The sequence below is a fragment of the Kitasatospora sp. NPDC015120 genome (assembly GCF_043080305.1).
In the GTDB taxonomy this organism is placed as follows: Bacteria; Actinomycetota; Actinomycetes; order Streptomycetales; family Streptomycetaceae; genus Kitasatospora.
On record NZ_JBIBVJ010000001.1, the window covers coordinates 948,219 to 966,696 of the forward strand.

The 18,478-nt window shown below is 73.8% G+C and carries 18 protein-coding genes and 1 pseudogene; 9 read left to right on the plus strand and 10 right to left on the minus strand.

What is annotated here, in order from left to right; all coding sequences use genetic code 11:
- Nucleotides 1–122 precede the first annotated feature (122 nt).
- A complete protein-coding gene (locus ACF1AK_RS04395; RefSeq protein ID WP_391497233.1) occupies nucleotides 123–290 on the plus strand; it encodes a hypothetical protein in 168 nt (55 codons plus the stop codon).
- Nucleotides 291–448: 158 nt separating this feature from the next.
- On the opposite strand, the gene ACF1AK_RS04400 is transcribed toward ACF1AK_RS04395, so the two are convergent.
- The 4 genes from ACF1AK_RS04400 to ACF1AK_RS04415 form a co-directional block, all read right to left on the minus strand.
- Complete coding sequence (locus ACF1AK_RS04400; RefSeq protein ID WP_391497234.1) at nucleotides 449–2,644, minus strand: MMPL family transporter; 2,196 nt, start codon at nucleotides 2,642–2,644, stop codon at nucleotides 449–451.
- A gap of 138 nt (nucleotides 2,645–2,782) precedes the next feature.
- Nucleotides 2,783–3,172, minus strand: coding sequence for a DUF302 domain-containing protein (locus ACF1AK_RS04405; RefSeq protein WP_391497235.1), 390 nt, complete (start codon nucleotides 3,170–3,172; stop codon nucleotides 2,783–2,785).
- 35 nt (nucleotides 3,173–3,207) lie between these two features.
- Entirely contained in the window at nucleotides 3,208–3,498 is a 291-nt protein-coding gene (locus ACF1AK_RS04410) for a metal-sensitive transcriptional regulator (RefSeq protein WP_391497356.1), read from the minus strand.
- Between the two features lie 51 nt (nucleotides 3,499–3,549).
- Nucleotides 3,550–4,920 (minus strand): rhodanese-like domain-containing protein, encoded by a 1,371-nt coding sequence (locus ACF1AK_RS04415; RefSeq protein ID WP_391497236.1) that lies wholly within the window; start codon nucleotides 4,918–4,920, stop codon nucleotides 3,550–3,552.
- 341 nt (nucleotides 4,921–5,261) lie between these two features.
- Between ACF1AK_RS04415 and ACF1AK_RS04420 the strand changes: the two genes are divergently transcribed.
- From ACF1AK_RS04420 to ACF1AK_RS04430, 3 genes are read left to right on the plus strand one after another with little or no spacing between them, the layout of a single operon-like run.
- Nucleotides 5,262–6,590, plus strand: a complete 1,329-nt coding sequence (locus ACF1AK_RS04420) for a discoidin domain-containing protein (protein WP_391497237.1) — start codon at nucleotides 5,262–5,264, stop codon at nucleotides 6,588–6,590.
- 2 nt (nucleotides 6,591–6,592) lie between these two features.
- Nucleotides 6,593–7,873: an MFS transporter gene (locus ACF1AK_RS04425; RefSeq protein ID WP_391497357.1), complete on the plus strand. Its 1,281-nt coding sequence runs from the start codon at nucleotides 6,593–6,595 to the stop codon at nucleotides 7,871–7,873.
- Nucleotides 7,870–8,859, plus strand: coding sequence for a hypothetical protein (locus tag ACF1AK_RS04430; protein ID WP_391497238.1), 990 nt, complete (start codon nucleotides 7,870–7,872; stop codon nucleotides 8,857–8,859). Before ACF1AK_RS04425 ends, ACF1AK_RS04430 begins: the two co-directional genes overlap by 4 nt.
- Before the next feature lie 47 nt (nucleotides 8,860–8,906).
- On the opposite strand, the gene ACF1AK_RS04435 is transcribed toward ACF1AK_RS04430, so the two are convergent.
- From ACF1AK_RS04435 to ACF1AK_RS04450, 4 genes and pseudogenes are all read right to left on the minus strand, one after another.
- Nucleotides 8,907–9,653 (minus strand): SDR family oxidoreductase, encoded by a 747-nt coding sequence (locus ACF1AK_RS04435; RefSeq protein ID WP_391497239.1) that lies wholly within the window; start codon nucleotides 9,651–9,653, stop codon nucleotides 8,907–8,909.
- Between the two features lie 114 nt (nucleotides 9,654–9,767).
- Nucleotides 9,768–10,172, minus strand: a pseudogene (locus ACF1AK_RS04440) (RNA polymerase subunit sigma-24); the annotation flags it as partial.
- A gap of 57 nt (nucleotides 10,173–10,229) precedes the next feature.
- Nucleotides 10,230–10,703: a carboxymuconolactone decarboxylase family protein gene (locus tag ACF1AK_RS04445; protein ID WP_391497240.1), complete on the minus strand. Its 474-nt coding sequence runs from the start codon at nucleotides 10,701–10,703 to the stop codon at nucleotides 10,230–10,232.
- Nucleotides 10,704–10,943: 240 nt separating this feature from the next.
- On the minus strand, nucleotides 10,944–11,936 hold the full coding sequence (locus ACF1AK_RS04450) for a LacI family DNA-binding transcriptional regulator (RefSeq protein ID WP_391497241.1): 993 nt from the start codon (nucleotides 11,934–11,936) through the stop codon (nucleotides 10,944–10,946).
- Nucleotides 11,937–12,075: 139 nt separating this feature from the next.
- Between ACF1AK_RS04450 and ACF1AK_RS04455 the strand changes: the two genes are divergently transcribed.
- From ACF1AK_RS04455 to ACF1AK_RS04475, 5 genes are all read left to right on the plus strand, one after another.
- Entirely contained in the window at nucleotides 12,076–12,999 is a 924-nt protein-coding gene (locus tag ACF1AK_RS04455; protein ID WP_391497242.1) for a ribokinase, read from the plus strand.
- Between the two features lie 46 nt (nucleotides 13,000–13,045).
- Nucleotides 13,046–14,392 carry an NtaA/DmoA family FMN-dependent monooxygenase gene (locus ACF1AK_RS04460; RefSeq protein WP_391497243.1) on the plus strand — a complete coding sequence of 449 codons (1,347 nt, stop codon included), beginning with the start codon at nucleotides 13,046–13,048 and terminating at the stop codon, nucleotides 14,390–14,392.
- A 28-nt stretch (nucleotides 14,393–14,420) separates the two neighbouring features.
- Complete coding sequence (locus ACF1AK_RS04465) at nucleotides 14,421–14,951, plus strand: flavin reductase family protein (protein WP_391497244.1); 531 nt, start codon at nucleotides 14,421–14,423, stop codon at nucleotides 14,949–14,951.
- The gene (locus tag ACF1AK_RS04470) at nucleotides 14,944–15,420 is read left to right on the plus strand and encodes a riboflavin kinase (protein ID WP_391497245.1); all 477 of its coding nucleotides are present in this window, start codon (nucleotides 14,944–14,946) and stop codon (nucleotides 15,418–15,420) included. The genes ACF1AK_RS04465 and ACF1AK_RS04470 overlap by 8 nt, the downstream gene beginning before the upstream one ends.
- A 114-nt stretch (nucleotides 15,421–15,534) precedes the next feature.
- Nucleotides 15,535–16,239 carry a nicotinamide riboside transporter PnuC gene (locus tag ACF1AK_RS04475; RefSeq protein ID WP_391497246.1) on the plus strand — a complete coding sequence of 235 codons (705 nt, stop codon included), beginning with the start codon at nucleotides 15,535–15,537 and terminating at the stop codon, nucleotides 16,237–16,239.
- Between the two features lie 76 nt (nucleotides 16,240–16,315).
- Here the strand turns inward: ACF1AK_RS04475 and ACF1AK_RS04480 are convergent, their stop codons facing one another.
- Together ACF1AK_RS04480 and ACF1AK_RS04485 are read right to left on the minus strand one after the other, a co-directional pair.
- Nucleotides 16,316–17,044: a pyridoxamine 5'-phosphate oxidase family protein gene (locus ACF1AK_RS04480; protein WP_391497247.1), complete on the minus strand. Its 729-nt coding sequence runs from the start codon at nucleotides 17,042–17,044 to the stop codon at nucleotides 16,316–16,318.
- Entirely contained in the window at nucleotides 17,041–18,453 is a 1,413-nt protein-coding gene (locus ACF1AK_RS04485; protein WP_391497248.1) for a hypothetical protein, read from the minus strand. The genes ACF1AK_RS04480 and ACF1AK_RS04485 overlap by 4 nt, the downstream gene beginning before the upstream one ends.
- Nucleotides 18,454–18,478: the final 25 nt, after the last annotated feature.

Here is an 18,478-nt window from a genome sequence, read left to right on the forward strand (position 1 = left end):
CACCACCTGCCGGAACGCCGCAGCCGGTCGGGGCTGGTGGTTTTGCCGGGAAAAATACCCCCACCGGTATAGTGGAGGCGAGGGAGAAACCCTCGTCTTCCCCGGATCTGAGGAGTCCTGCGATGTGTCGACGTACGACGTGCCGGAGCTGCGGCAAGGCCACCTACGCGGGGTGCGGCATGCACGTCGAGCAGGTGCTGGCCGGCGTGCCCAGGGCCGGCCGCTGCAGCTGCGACCGCGAGGCGCAGAAGGGCGGCGGCTTCTTCGCGAAGCTCTTCGGCCGCCGCTGAACGGGCGGACGCACACGCGTCGGGCCGTGCCGGGAATCCCCGGCACGGCCCGACGCGTGTGTACGGCCCGACGCGTGTGCGGGTCCCGGGTCGCCGCATGACGCCGCCGGCCCGGACCGCCACGGGGGCGGGCCGGGCCGGCGGCGGACCGACGGGGCTCAGTCGTGCGAGAAGGAGATCCTCGGCAGCACCCGGTCGAGCCAGGCCGGCGTGCGCCAGGCGGCGGCCCCGGTGAGACGGAGCAGGACCGGCAGGAGCACCAGGCGGACCAGCGCGGCGTCCAGGAGGACGGCGACGCCGAGCACGATGCCCATCTCCTTGGGCGGGAGCGGCCCGGACAGGGCGAAGGTGAAGAACACCGCGACCATCACGCCCGCCGCCGCGAAGATCACCCGGCCGGAGTGGGCCAGCGCGCCGACCATCGCCTCGCGCGGATCGCCGGTGCGCTCGTAGTGCTCCTTGGCGGACGCGAGCAGGAAGACCGTGTAGTCCATCGCGATGGCGAAGATCATCGCGAAGAAGAACACCGGCGCCCAGCCGTCCAGGAATCCCTGCGACGTGAAGCCGAGCAGCCCCGCGCCGTGGCCGTCCTGGAAGACCAGCCGGGCGACGCCGAAGGCCGCGCCGGTGGACAGCAGGCTGGCGGCCGTGCCGAGCGCCGCGATCAGCGGGGCGCGCAGCGCGACCAGCAGCAGGAGGAAGCCCAGGCCCATCACCACGCCGATGACCAGGGGGGTCTTCTCGGTCAGCAGGTGCTGGAGGTCCAGGTTCTCCACGGCGGCGCCGCCGACCAGGGTGTCGGCCGGCAGGCCGGCGCGCAGCGTGTCGACGGTGCGGCCCAGGCCGGGGCTGGACGGGTCCACGGTGGGCACGGCCTGGACGATCGACCAGCCGGAGCCGTCGGAGGCCGGCTGCGCGGGCATCACCCCGGCGATCCCGGGGGTGGCGGCGACGTCGGCGGCGACCGCCGCGGCCCCGTCCGTCGGGGTGAGGATCTGCAGGGCGCCGGGCGCGCCGGGGCCGAAGGCCTGCTGGACGGCGGTGTAGCCGGCGCGGGCGCTGGCGTCCTCGGGAAGCACGGTGATGGAGGGCATCGCCGTCCGCAGGCCGATGACGGGTGCGGCCAGCGCGATCAGCGCGGCGAGCGCCAGGGCGCCGTAGCGCAGCGGGTGCTTCCACAGCCGCTCGCCCCAGGCGGCGAAGCGCGGTGAACGGTGCTCGCCGGACTTCACCCACGGCAGGGCGAGGGAGTCGACGCGGTGGCCGAGCCGGCCGAGCACGGCGGGCAGCAGGGTGAGGGTGGCGGCGAGCACGAACAGGACGGCGAGCATGATGCCGCCGGCCATCGAACGGAAGGCGGGGGACGGCACCAGCATCACGGCCGAGAGGCTGACCAGGACGGTCGCACCGGACAGCAGGACGGCCTTGCCGGCGGTGTCCATGGTCTCGGCGACCGCCGTGGCGGCGGAGAGCCGGCCGTCCTGCCCCGGGTTCCGGCGGGCGGCCGCCGCCCGGGCGCTGCGGAAGCGGACCACCAGGAACAGCGCGTAGTCGATGCCGAGGGCGAGGGCGAACATCATCGCGAAGTTCATCGCCCAGACGGAGACCGGGAACAGATGGCTGAGGAGGACCAGCGAGCCGGCCGAGGCGGCGAGGCCGGCCATGGTGAGCAGCAGCGGCAGGCCGGCGGCCACCAGGGAGCCGAAGGCGAGGACCAGGATGGCCAGGGTGACCGGCCAGGACATGATCTCGGACTTCATCATGGCGTCGTGGTTGGCCTTGTTGAAGTCGCTCCACAGCACGGACGCACCGGTGGCGTGGACGTCGACGCCCTCGCCGGAGAGGGCGTTGAGCGGGCCCTTGAGGTCGTCGGCGGCCCGGACCATGTCGTCGGGGGAGGCCTTGGCGCCGGCGAGCAGCACGGCCGTCCGGCCGTCCGGGGAGACGGTCGCGCCGGGCTGCGGCGCCACCACCGTGGAGACGCGGGGGTCCGCCGCGGCGATCTCGCCCGCCCGGGCGATCACCTGCCGGACGTCCGGCTCGGTGACCGGACGGTCGGCGGCGACCACGATCTGCAGCGCCGAGGAGGCGTTCCCGGCGAAGTGCTGTTCGGCGACCTGGCGGACCTTCACCGACTCCGATCCGTCGGCCTGCCAGCCGGCCCCGGACAGCGCCGAGGTCACCTGTGGCGCGAAGGCGCCGAGGCCGACGACGACCAGCAGCCAGCCGGCCAGCACGGCCTTGACGTGGCGGACGGACCAGGCGCCGAGCCGTCCGAGCGGGCCCGGGGGAGGGGCCGGGTCGGACGGCGCGGCGGTGGCCGGCCGGACGGGTGCGGGGTCCGGGTGCTTCACGGGGTGCTCCGTTCCTGCGGCGCCCGAACGGGGCGCGAAAATACGGGTGGGGGTATAGGGGAGGCCGAATGAAGGGGCCCGCTCCGGCGGGCCCCGTCAGGTTCCTCGCTCGTTCGGCCGCTCGGGCGGCGCCGCGCCTCAGCCGGTGAGCGCGGCCAGCGCGGCGCGCAGCCGGGCGGCCGCCTCGTCGGCGACGGCCCGCAGCCCGGGCTGCCCGGTGACCGTGACCAGCAGCTGCGGGTCCATCGCCTCGACGACGGTGCGGTCGCCGTCCGCGCGGACCACGACGTTGCACGGCAGCAGCAGCCCGATGCGCCGGTCCGCCTGGAGGGCGCGGTGGGCCAGCGGCGGGTTGCAGGCGCCGAGGATGACGTAGTCCTCGGTCTCCTCCCCGAGCTTGGCCCGCAGGGTCGCGCGGATGTCGATCTCGGTGAGGATGCCGAAGCCCTGCTCGGCGAGCGCGGCGCGCACGCGCTCGACGGTCTCGGCGAAGGGCAGGTCGAGGGTGACGGGGATTCCGTAGTCCATGGGGTGCTCCATTCCTGGGGGAGGGGCGGCGGGGGTCAGGCGAGGGTGAGGAACAGCTTCTCCAGTTCGGTCTCGCTCATCGGCGGTGTGCCGCCGTCCGCGGCCGCGCACTGGCGCATGCCGCTGGCCACGATCTTGAACCCGGCCCGGTCGAGGGCACGGGAGGCGGCGGCCAACTGCGTCACGATGTCGCGGCAGTCCCGTCCGGCCTCGATCATCGCGATCACGCCGGCCAGCTGGCCCTGGGCCCGGCGCAGCCGGTTGAGCACCGCGCCCGCCGCGTCGTCGCCGACCCGTACGGCCGGTTCGTTCGCCGTCTCCTTCACCCTGTCCTCCTCGCTCACCGGTGCCGTCCTGCCCGCTCGTCCCCGCCGGGCTCAGGCGGCTGCGTCCCAGGCGGCGTAGCCGCCCAGCAGGTCGGCGACCTCGCCCCGGCCGTGGTGGCGGAGCAGGCTGGCCGCGATGGAGGAGCGGTGGCCGCCGGCACAGTGGACGACCAGCGGCCGGTCCTCCGGGATCTCGCCGAGGCGGCCGGGGAGCTCGTTGAGGGGGATGTGCACGGAGCCCTCGACGGCGCCCTCCGCGCGCTCGCCGCAGGTGCGGACGTCGAGCACCAGCGGCGGGCGCTCGCCGGCCAGCGCGCCGCGCAGCTGCTCGACGGTGAGGCGGGCCGCGGGGGTGAGCCGGTCGGCGAGCGCGGGCAGGGCGGCCTCGGGGTCGGCCAGGTGGCCGGCGGCGCGGTCGAAGCCGATACGGGCGAGGCGGGTGACGATCTCGCCCTCGCGGCCGTCCGGGGCGACGACGAGCAGGTCGGCGTCCGGCGCGAGCACGGCGCCGGCCTGCTCGGCGAAGCGGCCGTCGGCGGGGACGTTGACGGCGCCGCGCAGGTGTCCGGCGGCGAACTCCTGGGGGCTGCGGGCGTCGACCACGACCGCCCCGGCGTCCAGGCGGGCCGCGAACTCCTCGGCGGTCAGCGGGCGGTGGGCGGCCGCGGCGTCGAACAGGCCGCGGTCCTGCCGGTTGAGCGCGGCGTCGTGGCCGAAGTAGCCGGGGGCGGCGGACTGGCCGGCCGTGACGATCGCGACGAAGTCCTCCTCGCTCATCGGGGCGCAGGCGTAGTTGGTGGCGCGCTGCGCGCCGATGGTGGACCGGCGCTCGGTGGAGAGGTTCTTGCCGCAGGACGAACCCGCGCCGTGGGCGGGGAAGACCCGGACCTCGTCGGGCAGGCCCATCAGCTTGTGCTGGACGCTGTGATGCAGCATCCGGCCGAGCTCCTCGGCCGTGGTGCCCACGGAGGCCAGCAGGTCGGGGCGGCCGACGTCGCCGATGAACAGCGCGTCGCCGGTCAGCACGCCGTAGGGGACGGTGTCCGCGGCGTGCTCGAACACCAGGACGCTGATCGACTCGGGGGTGTGCCCGGGGGTCTCCATGATCTCCAGCGTGACCTCGCCCAGGGCGATCCGCTCCCCGTCGGCGAGCTTGCGGATCGAGTACTCGGTCACCGCCCGGCTCCCGTACCCGATCCACGCGCCGGTGCGCGCCGCCAGCTCCAGGTGCCCGGCGAGGAAGTCGGCGTGGAAGTGGGTGTTGATGACGGCCTCGACGGTGAAGCCGTGCGCCTCGGCGTCGGCGACGTACTCGTCGACGTCCCGGCGCGGGTCGATCACCACCGCGCGGCCGGTGGCCTCGTCGGCGACCAGGTAGGAAGCCTGGGAGAGGCAGTCGAGGTAGTACTGGGCGAAGAACATGGGGATCTCTCCTGCGTCCGATGGCTTCCGGTTCCGAGATACCCAGTGGGGTATCCGATCGCTTCCCACCATACCCCCGGGGGTAAATTTCCGCGAAGGGGGCCACCCGGCGGCCCGTCCGGGCCTCCCGGGTCGAGCGAGGGGGCCGGGGGGAGCGGAGCCCGCCGTCGGACGGGAGTTCGGCGCGAAGGCACTATTGTCAGGAAACTTTACTTTCTACTACGCTCCCCTCGCCGGTGGGCATGTGCGTGGTGTGCGCCGGTGTGCAGCTCTCACCGTCTCTGAGGTCAGGGAGTCCGAGGATGCGTCCTGGTGTCTCGGTAAGGCCTGTTCATGTCGGAGTGTTCGCCGCGGTTCTCGTGCTGATCGGCGGCCTGGTGCTCGGCTGGTCCGGGCGGGCGGGAGCGGCGGCCGATCCGCTGCTCTCGCGGGGGAAGGCCGCCACGGCCTCCTCCACGGAGGGGTCGTCCTACGCGGCGGCCAAGGCGTTCGACGGAAGCTCCACCACGCGGTGGGCGAGCGAGGAGGGAAAGGATCCGCAGTGGCTGCGGGTGGACCTCGGGGCGGGCGCCACCGTCTCGCGGGTGAAGCTCAGCTGGGAGGCCGCGTACGCCAAGGCGTACCGGCTGGAGGTGTCGGCGGACGGGGTGACCTGGACGGCGATCGCGGAGGAGAAGGCCGGCAACGGCGGGACGGACGACTGGACCGGCCTGGCCGGGAAGGGCCGCTACGTCCGGATGTACGGAACGGCGCGGGCCACCGCGTACGGGTACTCGCTGTACGAGCTGGAGGTGTACGGCACCCCGGACGCCGGCCCTTCGCCGACCGGGCCCTCGCCCACCGGCCCCTCGCCCACCGGGCCCTCCGGCGGGGCGTTCACGGTGGTCGCGGCCGGTGACATCGCCGCGCAGTGCACCGCCTCCGACAGTGGCTGCGCCCACCCGAAGACCGCCGCGCTGGCCCAGCGGATCAACCCGCGCTTCTACCTGACGATGGGTGACAACCAGTACGACGACGCCAGGTTGGCGGACTTCAAGAACTACTACGACAAGAGCTGGGGCGCGTTCAAGGCGAAGACCCACCCGGTGCCGGGCAACCACGAGACCTACGACCCGGCCGGATCGCTGGCCGGCTACAAGGCGTACTTCGGCAGCATCGCCTACCCGCAGGGCAAGAGCTGGTACAGCTTCGACGAGGGCAACTGGCACTTCGTCGCGCTGGACTCCAACGCCTTCGACCAGAGCGCCCAGACCGACTGGCTGAAGGCCGACCTGGCGGCCAACACGAAGAAGTGCGTCGCCGCCTACTGGCACCACCCGCTGTACTCCTCGGGCGGCCACGGCAACGACCCGGTCTCCCGGCCGGTGTGGCGGATCCTCTACGCCGCCGGCGCCGACCTGGTGCTCAACGGGCACGACCACCACTACGAGCGGTTCGCCCCGCAGGACCCGGACGGCAGGGCGACCGCGGACGGCATCGTGGAGATCGTCGGCGGGATGGGCGGCGCCGAGCCCTACCCGATCGAGCAGGTCCAGCCCAACAGCCAGAAGCGGATCAGCGGTGACTACGGCGTGCTGAAGCTGGACTTCACCGACTCCGGCTACGGCTGGAGCTACGTCGGGACGGACGGCCAGGTCAAGGACACCAGCCCGACCTACGGCTGCCACTGATGATGTACCTGGCCACCACCGGCCGCCCGGACGCGCCGCCCCGCCCTGCCGGGGCGGGGCGGCGCGTCCCCGGCACGGTCGTCGCGCTCGGGGCGGTCAGCCTGGTCACCGACGTCTCCTCGGAGATGGTCACCGCCGTGCTGCCGCTCTACCTGGTGCTGGGCCTCGGCCTCTCACCCCTCCAGTTCGGCTTCCTCGACGGGCTGTTCAACGGCGCCACCGCGCTGGTCCGGCTGCTGGGCGGCCGGCTCGCCGACCGGGGCGGGGGCCGCCACCGGACCGTCGCCGGGGCGGGCTACCTGCTGTCGGCGCTCTCCCGGCTCGGGCTGCTGCTGGCCGGCGGCGCGGCCGGCGGGATCGCCGCCGCGCTGGCCGCCGACCGGCTCGGCAAGGGCGTGCGGACCGCCCCGAGGGACGCGATGATCACGCTCAGCGCACCGCCGGAGGCGCTCGGCCGGGCGTTCGGCGTGCACCGGGCGATGGACACCACGGGGGCGCTGCTCGGGCCGCTGGTCGCCTTCGCGGTGCTGTGGGCGACGGCGGACGCGTACGACGCCGTCTTCGTGGTCAGCTTCGCCACCGGGCTGCTCGGCGTCCTGGTGCTGGTGCTCTTCGTCCCGTCCGGGGCGGCCCCGCGCGGCTCGGTCCGGGCCGCCGCGCCGAGGCCGGCCGGGGCATCGGTGCGGGCCGCCGCGCCGAGGCCCGCCCGGCCGGAGCACCGGGCGCTGCGCGACCCCGTCTTCCGCCGGGTGACCGTGGCCGCCGCGCTGCTGGGGGCCGCGACCATCGGCGACTCCTTCCTCTACCTGCTCCTCCAGCGCGGCCTGGACCTCTCGCCCGTGCTCTTCCCGCTGCTGCCGCTCGGCGCGGCCGCCTGCTACCTGCTGCTCGCCGTCCCGGCCGGCCGGATCGCGGACCGGACCGGCCGCCGCACCCCGTTCCTCCTCGGCCACGGCGCGCTGCTCGCGGCCTACCTCACCCTGCTGGCCCCCCTCGGCCCGCTCACCGCCGTGCTGGTGCTCGTCCTGCTGGGCGTCTTCTACGCCGCCACCGACGGCGTGCTGATGGCGCTGGCCGGGCCGGTGCTCCCGGCCGGCGGCCGGGCGGGCGGGCTCGCGGTGCTGCAGACCGGGCAGGCCCTGGCCCGGCTGGTCGGGGCGGCCGGGTTCGGCGTCGCCTGGACGTGGTGGGGGCCGCGTCCGGCCCTGCTCACGGCCGCCCTCGCCCTGGCCGCGGCCCTCGCCGCCGCCTGGAGGATCCTCCCCGGAAGGAACGACACATGACCCCGCCCGCGCTCGTCAGGGCGCGCTCGACCGTGCTGGTCCTCGCCGTGCTCGTCCTGCTGGGAGGCTCGGTCGGCTACGTCCTGCACGCCCGCGAGCGCGGCGGCGGGCACCGGCTCGTCGCGGCGGAGGCCTCGTTCACCCTGGACGAGCCCGGCCTCTACTACCGCGACGGCGCCACCGGCCGGGTCGCCCGCACCCCGGGCGCCCCGGACGGGCCGTCCTGCGAACGCTTCTACGCGGCGGGGGAGCGGGCCCTGTGCCTGCGGGCGCTGCCCGGCACCCCGGCCCGCACCCAGGCCGTGGTCTACGACCGGGCGTTCACCGAACTGCGGACGGTGACCGTGCCGGGCATCCCCAACCGGGCCCGGGTGTCGCCCTCCGGACAGGTGCTCTCCTGGACCACCTTCGCGGTCGGCGACTCCTACGCGGCGAGCGGCTTCTCCACCCGCACGTCGATCCTGGACCTGCGCACCGGCTACCTGGTCAAGTCGATCGAGGAGATCCCGCTGACCCTCGGCGGCGCCCGGCACCACGCCGCCGACGTCAACTACTGGGGCGTCACCTTCGCCGCCGACGACAACCGCTTCTACGCCACCGTGGCGACCGGCGGCCGCACCCACCTGGTCGAGGGCGACCTCGGCGCGTGGTCGGCCCGCACCCTGCGGGAGAACGTCGAGTGCCCCTCGCTCTCCCCGGACGGCACCCGGATCGCCTTCAAGAAGAAGGTCTCGGACGACCCGGCCGCCCCCTGGCGGCTGTACGTCCTCGACCTGGCGGACCTGCGGGAGCACCCGACGGCCGAGCCGCACAGCGTCGACGACCAGGCGGCCTGGCTGGACGGCGCCACCCTCGCCTACGCCCTCCCGGCCCGGCAGGGCAAGGGATCCGACCTCTGGTCCGTCCCGGCGGACGGCACCGGCGAACCGCGGCTGCTGGTCCCCGGCGGCTCCTCGCCGGTCACCGTCGCGCCGGCGCCCCGCTGACCCGGCGGGGCGGCCCGCACGCACCGTGCGGGCCGCCCCGGGCCGGCTCAGGCCTGCTGCGCCAGCCAGTCGGCGAACCGCGCCTCGGCGAGCTGCGCGCCCGGGCCGGGCAGCAGCGTGGTCTCCGCCAGCCCGGCGCCGAAGTAGCGGGCCCGCGGGTCCGTCACGACCGTGCGCGGGTCGTCCGTCCCCGCCAGCACCGTGCGGGCCAGCTCGTCCAGCCCGAAGACCTCGGGGCCGGCCACCTCCACCACCCCGTCGACGGGGGCACCGACGGCCGTACGGGCCACGGCGGCGGCCACGTCGTCGGAGCCGACCGGCCGGATCCTCGCGGCGGGCAGCCGCACGGTGTCCCCCTCGGTCGCCGCCGCCACGATGCCCTTCGCGAACTCGAAGAACTGGGTGGCGCGGACGATCGAGCAGGGCAGCCCGGAGTCCTTGACCAGGTCCTCCTGGGCCTGCTTGGCCCGGAAGTAGCCGCTCTCCTGGAGCCGGTCGGTGCCGACCACCGAGAGCGCCACCACGTGGGTCACCCCGGCGTCCGCCGCGGCCTTGAGCAGATTGGCGGTCGAGGTGCGGAAGAACTCCATCACGGGCCCGTCCTCGAACGAGGGCGAGTTCGACACGTCGACCACCACCGGGGCGCCCCGGAGGACCTCGGCCAGTCCCTCGCCCGTCAGGGTGTCGACCCCGGTGCCCGGCGCGGCCGGCACCGCCTCGTGGCCCTGCTCCCGCAGCCTGGCGACCAGCTTCGAGCCGATGAGTCCGGTACCGCCGATCACGACGACCTTCATGGGGGATCCTCTCTGAGACCGTTCCGCTGCGGACTGCCCCGCCCGCACCAGTAGGACAGCGCACCGCCCGGATCCGTGACAGCGGCCGGGGTGAACCGGGTGGTGTCGCCGGGCTCAGCCGTCCAGGGAGGCCACGAAGGGCGTCAGCTTGGCCGGGTTCATCACCCACATGATCCCCTCGATCCCCGCCGCGGAGACGTCCAGGCACTGCAGGGCCACGGCGGCGCCGCCGGCGGAGACGAGCGCGGCGGGACATCCGTTGGCCTGCACCCACCGCAGGTCCGTCCCCGGCCAGAAGCGCGGCGCGAAGGCCGCCAGGTACCTCGCCACCACGGCGCGGCCGGCCACCGGGATCCGGGAGGCGCCGCGGATCCCCCCGCCGTCGGTGCGGCTGACGACGCCGGCCGCGAGCAGTTCCTCCAGCACCGCCAGGTCGCCGGTCCGCGCGGCGCCGGCGAACACCTCCAGGAGCCGCCGGTGCTCGGCGCGGTCCACCCGCTCCCGGCGCGCGGCGGCCAACGGGTGCGGCTGCCGGGGGCGCCGGACACCGGCCGCGGCCGGTGTCCGGGGGCCGGCTCAGCCGAACTGGCCGGGCTGGTAGGACCCGGCGGGCTGCCGGGTGATGACGTTGATCCGGTTGTACGTGTTGATCACGGCGATCAGCGAGACCAGTGCCGCCAGCTGGTCCTCGTCGTAGTGCTTGGCGGCGTTCTCCCAGGCCTCGTCGGTGACGCCGCCGGCGGCGTCCGCGATCCGGGTGCCCTGCTCGGTCAGCTCCAGGGCGGCGCGCTCCGCCTCGGTGAACACGGTGGCCTCCCGCCAGACCGCCACCAGGTTGAGCCGCAGGGCGCTCTCGCCCGCGTGCGCGGCGTCCTTGGTGTGCATGTCGGTGCAGAAGCCGCAGCCGTTGATCTGGCTCGCGCGGATCTTCACCAGCTCCTGCGTCGCGTGCGGCAGCCCGGTGTCCGAGAGGACCTTGCCGGCCGAGTTGATGTGGCGCAGGACCTTGGCCCCGACGCCGTTGCCGAAGTAGTCGAGACGGGCGTCCATGGTGTGCTCCTCGTGTCGTGGGGATTCACCTCCTTGACCGGGAACACCGCCGGAATGTGACGGGCCTCCCGTGTGACCTGCGTCACGGCTGATTCGTGTCCCGGCCCTCCGGAGGGTGCGGAACGCGTGCGTCCCGTGGTCCGCTCGCCGCCCGCCCGGTCCGGAGGGGGTCCTCGGCGCCGCCGGGAACCCGCCCGGCGCGGGCGGCGGCCCGGGCGGGGCGGGCGAGGTGACGGATGGTCAGGCGCCGGTGTCGGTGGAGGCGCGGACGACGAGCTGGGGCCGGAAGCGCTCCACCCGCTCGGCGCGTTCGCGGCTCGGCGCCTGAAGCAGGGTCAGCGCGCGTTCGGCCATGGCGGAGAGCGGGTGCCGGATCGAGGTGATCGGCGGGTCGAAGAGTTCGAGTATCTCGGTGTCGTCGAAGCCGGTGACGGCGACCTCCCCGGGCACCGCGACCGAGGAGCGGTGCAGGGTGCTCACCAGGCCGACGGCGAGGACGTCCGCGCCGCAGACCACGGCGTCGATCCGGTCGCGCTGTTCGACGATGCGCCGCCCCGCCGTCCGCCCGGCGTCGGTGGTGAAGTTGGGCAGCAGCACGGTGGTGGCGCCGTCGCCCTGCAGTTCGGTGAAGGCCGCGAGGCGTTCCGCGCCCGAGGAGGAGGCCTGGTCCGCGGCGACCAGCGCGATCCGGTGACGGCCCGTCTGTTCCAGGTGCTCGACGAGCAGTCGGACGGCGGCCGCGTTGTCGAGGGTGACGGCGACCGTGCCCGACCCCTCGGCCCACCGGTCGAACAGCACCACGGGGCGGCGGGCGGCGGCGTGGTGGATGGCGGGCCCGGACTCCCCGGCCGAGACGGGGACGACGAACAGGCCGTCGACCCGGCCGCCGAGCAGGGTCTCGATCTGCTCGGCCTCGATCGCGGGGTCGTTCGCCGCGTCGGAGACCATGAGGGTGCCGCCGGCGGCCCGGACCTGCTGCGCGATGGCGTCGGCGAGCTGGACGAAGTACGGGTTGGCGAGCGTGGGGACGACCACGCCGACGGTGCCGGTGGTGCCGGTGCGCAGGGCCCGCGCGGAGTGGTTGGCCTGGTAGCCGAGCCGGTGGGCGGCTTCCTCGACCCGGCGGGCGAGCTCCGGGTCGACGTTGCGCGGCGTGCCGGCGAGGACCCGTGAGGCCGTCGCACGGGAGACGCCGGCGGCCTCGGCCACGTCGAGGAGTCGGGGCGCTGTCACGTGGGGTGTCCTTCGGATGGGCGGTGATGGGGGCCACGACATCGGGGCGGTCTTTTCACGAGGAGGCTACTTGACGGTTGGGGGGTGCTGGTACAGCATGTCGGAAATCGATCTCCCAAGGATTCCCCAAGGAGCGTCAATGCCGTCCATCACCGTCGTCGGTTCGGTGAACCGCGACCTCGTGCTGAGCGTCGAGGGACTGCCGCACCCCGGCGAGACCGTGCTCGCGCGGCACTTCGCCGAGGGCGCCGGCGGCAAGGGCGCCAACCAGGCGGTCGCGGCCGCCCGGCTCGGCTCGCGGGTGCGCCTGGTGGCCCGGGTCGGCGCGGACGCGGCCCCCCTGCTGACCGCGCTCGCCGCCGAGGGCGTCGACGTCGGCGCGGTGCGGTCGGACGAGCGGCACCCGACCGGCCTCGCCGCGGTGGTCGTCGACGGCGCGGGCGAGAACACCATCGTGGTGAACCCGGGCGCCAACGCCGCCCTCACCGCTGAGGACCTCCCCGCACGGCTGGTCCGCGAGCCCGGCGAGGTCCTCCTCGTGCAGAACGAGATCGCCCCCGAGGTGGTCGACCTGGCGGTCCTGCGGGCCCGTGAGCAGGGCGGGACCGTCGTGTTCAACCCCGCCCCGGCCCGCCCGGTCGACCCGGGGGTGCTGGCGGCGGTCGACGTCCTGGTCCCCAACCTCGGCGAACTCGCCTCCCTGCTGGGGGCCGCCCGGCCCGCAGGCCCGCGCGAGGCGCGGGAGCTGCTGGAGCGCGCCGTGCTCCCGTGCCGGGCGGTCGTGGTGACCCTCGGGGCCGACGGCGCCCTCCTCAGGGAGGCCCACAGCCCCGGCGGCGTCACCCACGTCCCCGCACCGCGCGTGGAGGCGGTCGACACCGTCGGCGCCGGCGACACCTTCTGCGGCGCCCTCGCCGACTCCCTCGGCCGCGGCACCCCGCTGCCGGCCGCCGTCGGGCGCGCCGTGCGCGCCGCTTCGCACGCCGTCACCGGCCTCGGCGCGCAGTCCTCCATGCCCTACGCGTCCCAGCTCGACACCCCCATCCTTCCCTCCGCCTCCTGACACCCACCCCCCACGGGTCCCTCACCAGCACACCGGAGAACCACCCATGAAGAACCTCAAGATCGGCCTGTTCGAGAACGCCCAGACCAACGCGAGCGGCACCGCCACCTGGCGCCACCCCGACAGCCGGCGGCACCTCTTCGACACCCTGGGGTACTGGCGCGAGCTCGCCGCGATCTGCGAGGACGCCAAGCTGGACTTCCTCTTCCTGGCCGACGCCTGGGGCTGGTCGGAGATCGACGGCACCCGCCCGCCGATCGCCACCGAGGAGACCCTCGACCTGCCGCGCCTCGACCCGGTGGTGGTGGCGTCCGCGCTGCTGTCGACGACCACCCACCTGGGCCTGGTGATGACCGGTTCCGTCCTGGTCGAGCCGCCCTACGCGTTCGCCCGCCGGATGGCCACCCTGGACCAGCTCTCCGGCGGCCGGATCGGCTGGAACATCGTGACGACGGGCACCGCCGACACCGCGGTCAAGGCGTTCGGCATGGAGATGGTGGCCCACGACGACCGTTACCGGATGGCCGAGGACTTCCTCGACCTCGTCTACAAGTACTGGGAGGGCGCCTGGGAGCCGGACGCGCTGGAGAAGGACAAGGACGGCCGCTTCGCCGACCCCGCCAAGGTGCACCTGGTCAGCCACGAGGGCCCGTTCTTCCGCTCCCAGGGCTACGGCAACACCGCGCGCTCCCCGCAGGGCACGCCGGTCCTCTTCCAGGCCGGGGCCTCGCCCGCCGGGCGCCGGGTCGGCGGCCGCCACGGCGAGTGCATGTTCGTGGGCAGCGGTTCCGTCGAGCAGCTCGCCGGGCACACCGCCTCCATCCGCGAGGAGGCGGTCAGGGCGGGCCGCCGGGCCGACGAGGTGAAGGTCATGTCGGCGTTCTCCTGCGTCGTCGGCGCCAGCACCTCCGACGCCGAGCGCCGCTACCGGCGGATCCTGGACGCCCAGCGGCCCGAGGTCACCGTCGCCAGCTACGCCATGTTCACCGGGCTCGACCTCTCCTCCTACGCGCCGGACACCCCCATGACGGAGCTGTCCACCGAGATGTCGCAGACCCAGGTGGCCCGCTTCGCCGGCAAGACCGTCGGCGACGTGCTCGCCGACTGGCACACCCACGGCGTCGGCGCCCGGCCGGTGGTCGGCACCGCCGAGGAGATCGCCGACGAGATCTGCGCCCTCGCCGAGGGCGCCGACCTCGACGGGTTCCTGCTCTCCCCGGCGGTCCAGCCCGCCTCGACCGTCGAGTTCGTCGAGTCGGTGCTGCCGGTCCTGCGCAAGCGCGGCGTCTTCCGCGGCGAGTACACGGAGGGCGAGAGCCTGCGCGAGCGGCTCACCGGGGCGGACGACCGCGCGCTGCCGGCCAGCCACCCGGCGGCACAGTACCGGCACTGAGAACAGCACCCGCGAGGAGAGGATGTCGATGACCATGGCCACCCTTGCCCATGACCAGGCCGCAGCGTCCACCCCGGCCGAGCTGGACGCGGCCACCCTCCGGCAGGCGTTCGGGGCCTACCCGACCGGCGTGGTCGCGATCGGCGCGCTGCGCGGGGGCGAGCCGGTCGGGTTCGCCGCGAGCTCCTTCGTGTCGATCTCCCTGCAGCCGCCCATGGTCGCCGTCAGCGTCGCCCGCACGTCCACCACGTGGCCGCGCCTGGCGCAGGCGGAGGTCCTGGGACTGAGCGTGCTCAGCCACGGCCAGGGCGCGCTCTGCCGGCGCCTGGCCTCCCGCGAGGCCAACCGCTTCGACGGCGTCGCGTGGACGGCGACGCCCGAGGGCGCCGTCCTCGTCGAGGACGCCGCGCTGTGGCTGACGGCCAGGGTGGGTGCGACCTACGACGGCGGCGACCACGAGATCGTGCTCCTGGAACTGCTGAGCGTCGAACTGTTCGCCGGCGTGGAGCCGCTGGTCTTCCACACCAGCCAGTTCCGCGAGCTGCTGCCCCATGCCTGAGGACCCCCTGCCCGGGCTCCCGGCCGCCCGCCCGCACCTCACCGGCACGGTGGTGCACGGCGCCGGCCGGGGCCACGGGCTCGGGTTCCCCACCGCCAACATCGCGGCCGGCCCGGACTCCCCGGTCCCGCCGGCCGCGGTGTACAGCGGCTGGCTGGTCCGCCACCGCACCGGTGCGGTCCACCCCGCCACGATCAGCGTCGGGTCGAACCCGACCTTCTGCGACACCGCCGACGTCCACGTCGAGGCGTACTGCCACGACCTGGCGGAGGACGTCTACGGCGAGCGGGTCACCGTCTGGTTCGCCGAACGGATCCGCGCCACCGTCACGTTCCCCTCTCCCTCGGCCCTGGTGCGGGCCGTGCGGGAGGACGTCCTGCGCTCCGAGGAGATCCTCGCCTCCGAGCGCGGGCGGCGCGTCCGCGACGACGCGCTCGCCGCCCACCGCGGCACCCCCACCGCTCCCTGAGGCCGCCGCGCACGGTCCTGCCCCCACCACCGTGCTCCGCGCCTTCCCGATCGGCCCGTCCCGGGCCGCAGCTCACACCCAGGCTTGTTCCCCCAGCAAACAAAGGTGTAGGTCATGAGCGCACTCGAATGGTTGAACGATCAGTTCAGCTTCTTCGGCATCCCCGTCTACTGGTCCGACTTCCTCGGCAACATCCTGGCGCTCGCGACCGTCTGGCTCGCGCTGCGGCGGTCGCTCGTCGCCTGGCCGGTGCAGATCCTCGGCTCGGTCCTGCTGCTCATCGCGAGCCTGAACGTCCACCTCGGCGGCAACGCCGCCCGGCAGATCGTGATCATCGTCTCGGCCTCCTGGGGCTGGGCCACCTGGCGGCGCAGCAGACAGCAGGAGGGCACGATCAACGTCCGCTGGGCCTCCTGGCGGGAGCGGGCGGTCCTCGGCGCCGTGATGGCCGTCGGCACCTTCGCGTTCGCCGCCCTGCTCAAGGCGAACGACGCCTCGTTCTACCCGGGCGCGCCCTGGTGGATGGTCCTCGCCGACGCCTGGATCTTCGTCGGCTCGATCCTGGCGATGTACACCCAGGCCCGCCGGTACGTGGAGTTCTGGTTCGTCTGGCTGGCCGTCGACCTGGTCGGCGTGCCGCTCGCGATCCACTCCGAGCTGTACTTCTCCGGCATCGTCTACGGGATCTTCTTCATCATGGTCCTGATCGGCATCCGCGACTGGGCCTCGCGCAGCAAGGGCCAGGAGATCGCCTCCCCGCTGGAGCCGGCGGTCGTCCTGGAGGGCCGCAACGACCGGGCTCCCGCCGCCGGGTCGTAGCCCGGCCCCGGCGGCGCGCTGACCGCCACGTCCTGCGAGCGGCTCTCCCGGGCCCGCAGGACGTGGCGTCGGCGCGCTACCCGCTCCGGCCGTGCTCGACGAGCCTCCGGACGGAGTCGGGGACGGCGGTGCCCGGCTTGACGTGCTGGTCCGGCCGGGCCGGCCCGTAGACCTGGCGGATCGGGAGGATGCCGCCCCAGGCCCTGCCGCCGTCCCAGTCGAGGTCCTCCTGGCCCTCGTGCTCCGGCCCGTCGGGGGCGTGCGTCTTGGCCCGCACCGTGGCGTCCCGGGTGAGGCTGACGGAGAGGACGCCGGTGGTCGGGGTGTGCTTCCCGTCGGTGTCCAGTTCGCCGCCCTTGCCGTCCTTGAGCGGCCGCAGTTCGCTCCAGCGGCCGGGGAAGACCTGGTGGCCGATCGCCTCGATCGCCTTGGCCCGGTCCTTCGCGCCGACCTTCCGGGCGATCCCGTCCACCACCACCGAGCGGTAGCCGAGCGAGGTGCTGATCGCCGCGCGCCCGACGACCAGGGCGTCGACGAGGGTGACGGTCAGGCAGACCGGAACCCCGCCGTCCCTCAGGAGGTGCTTCAGCGAGGGCGGCGTGGTGTCCGGCCAGGCGGTGGAGCCGTGCAGGTAGAGGAGCTTCTCCTCGCCCTCCTCGTGGTACGCGTAGACCATCGGGACGCACTTGGGCGCGGTCGTCGCGGTGTCGACATGGGCGACGACGCAGACGAATCCCTCCCTCAGGACGGCCGTGGCCTTCGTCAGGTCGTCCGTTTCCTTCGTCCGCTTGAGGTGCTGGCTCACGCCGTCTCCTTCTCCGCGTCCTCCTGCGCCTTGCGCAGGATGTCCTGGGCCGCGCCCGCCGGGTCCTGGCCGTGGAAGGGGCGGTCGAAGAGCCAGTTGTAGAGCATGTCCCGGGAGATCTGCGGCTGGTAGTACGGCACCTCGTGCCCGGAGTCGGGCACGGCGACCTGGGTGACGTTCTTCAGCGTCCGCACGAAGCCCTTCGGGTGCCCCTGCGCCTGCTTCCAGACCAACCGCTTGGCGTTGCCCCAGCCGTCCTTCATGATCTCGGCGAGGATCTCCTCGGTGCTCTGGTAGCCGCAGGCGGTGTCGAAGTCCCCGGTGTAGAGCAGGACCTTGTAGTTCTCCGCCGCCCGGATGAGGTCGGCGTACAGCGGTGAGGCGTCCGCCATGATGTCGGCCTTCAGTGCCTCGGCCACCGGACCGGAGTTGTCCGCGAACTGCCACGGGTGCTTGGCGTGCAGGGCCTCCTTGACGGCGTCGGTGCCGAGGTAGACGGGCAGCGCGCCCCAGGACACGTCCTCCCAGCGCCGCACGTCGTAGACGTCGAAGCCGCCCCCGAGCGCCAGCACGGCGTTGACCAGGCCGTTGCCGAGATCGGTGGCCTTCCTCAGGTGTCCGGCCCGGAGGACCTCCTGGAACTCGGCGTAGGCGAAGCCCAGGGCGGCCTTCTGGTTCAGGCCGAGGAACCCGGAGGCGTAGGCGTAGTCGATCATGACGCGGATCGAGAGCTCCGGTTTGATCCAGCCGTTGCCCACGGCGATCCCGCGCAGGTTGAGGTGCTTGCCGGTGCGGCTGCCGTTCTGCTCGTGGATCCTCTTGGCGATGTACGGCACGTACTTGCCGGCGTAGCTCTCCCCGCAGACGTACAGGGGACAGGCCAGGTACTCCGGGTAGGTGTCGAAGAACTGCTGCAGCGCCAGCCAGAACATCTGGCTGAGGGTCTCCTCGTCCTGGACGTAGGTGTCCTTGGTCTCGCAGTAGCTGTATCCGGCGCCGACGGGCTGGTCCCAGTAGAGGACGTGGGCCTCCTGGTTCCAGCTGTCGGGGCTGACCGAGATGGTCCCGGCGGCGTCGTCGGCGATGCGCAGCGGGCCGTTCTCCAGGAACAGTCCCGCGAGCGAGGAGGCACCGGGCCCGCCGTTGAGCCAGATCAGCAGGGGCGTCTGCTCGATCAGCTCCTTCTGCTTGCCCGGGTCGAGGTTGGGATCGCAGGTCTGGCTCTCGAAGAACCAGTGGAACAGGTGGCTCTTCGCCGCTCCCGGGCCGTCGACGTCCGCGTACCCGGCATAGGTCCGGGCGGTCCTCGGGAGTCCTTCCTCCTCCTTCTTGGCGGGGTCGGGGGAGAAGTGGATCGTCTGGGTGTTGGCGGCGTTCGCCGGGATCGAGTAGACGGGCTGACGGGGCATGGGTCGTCTTCCGTTTCGGGAGGGG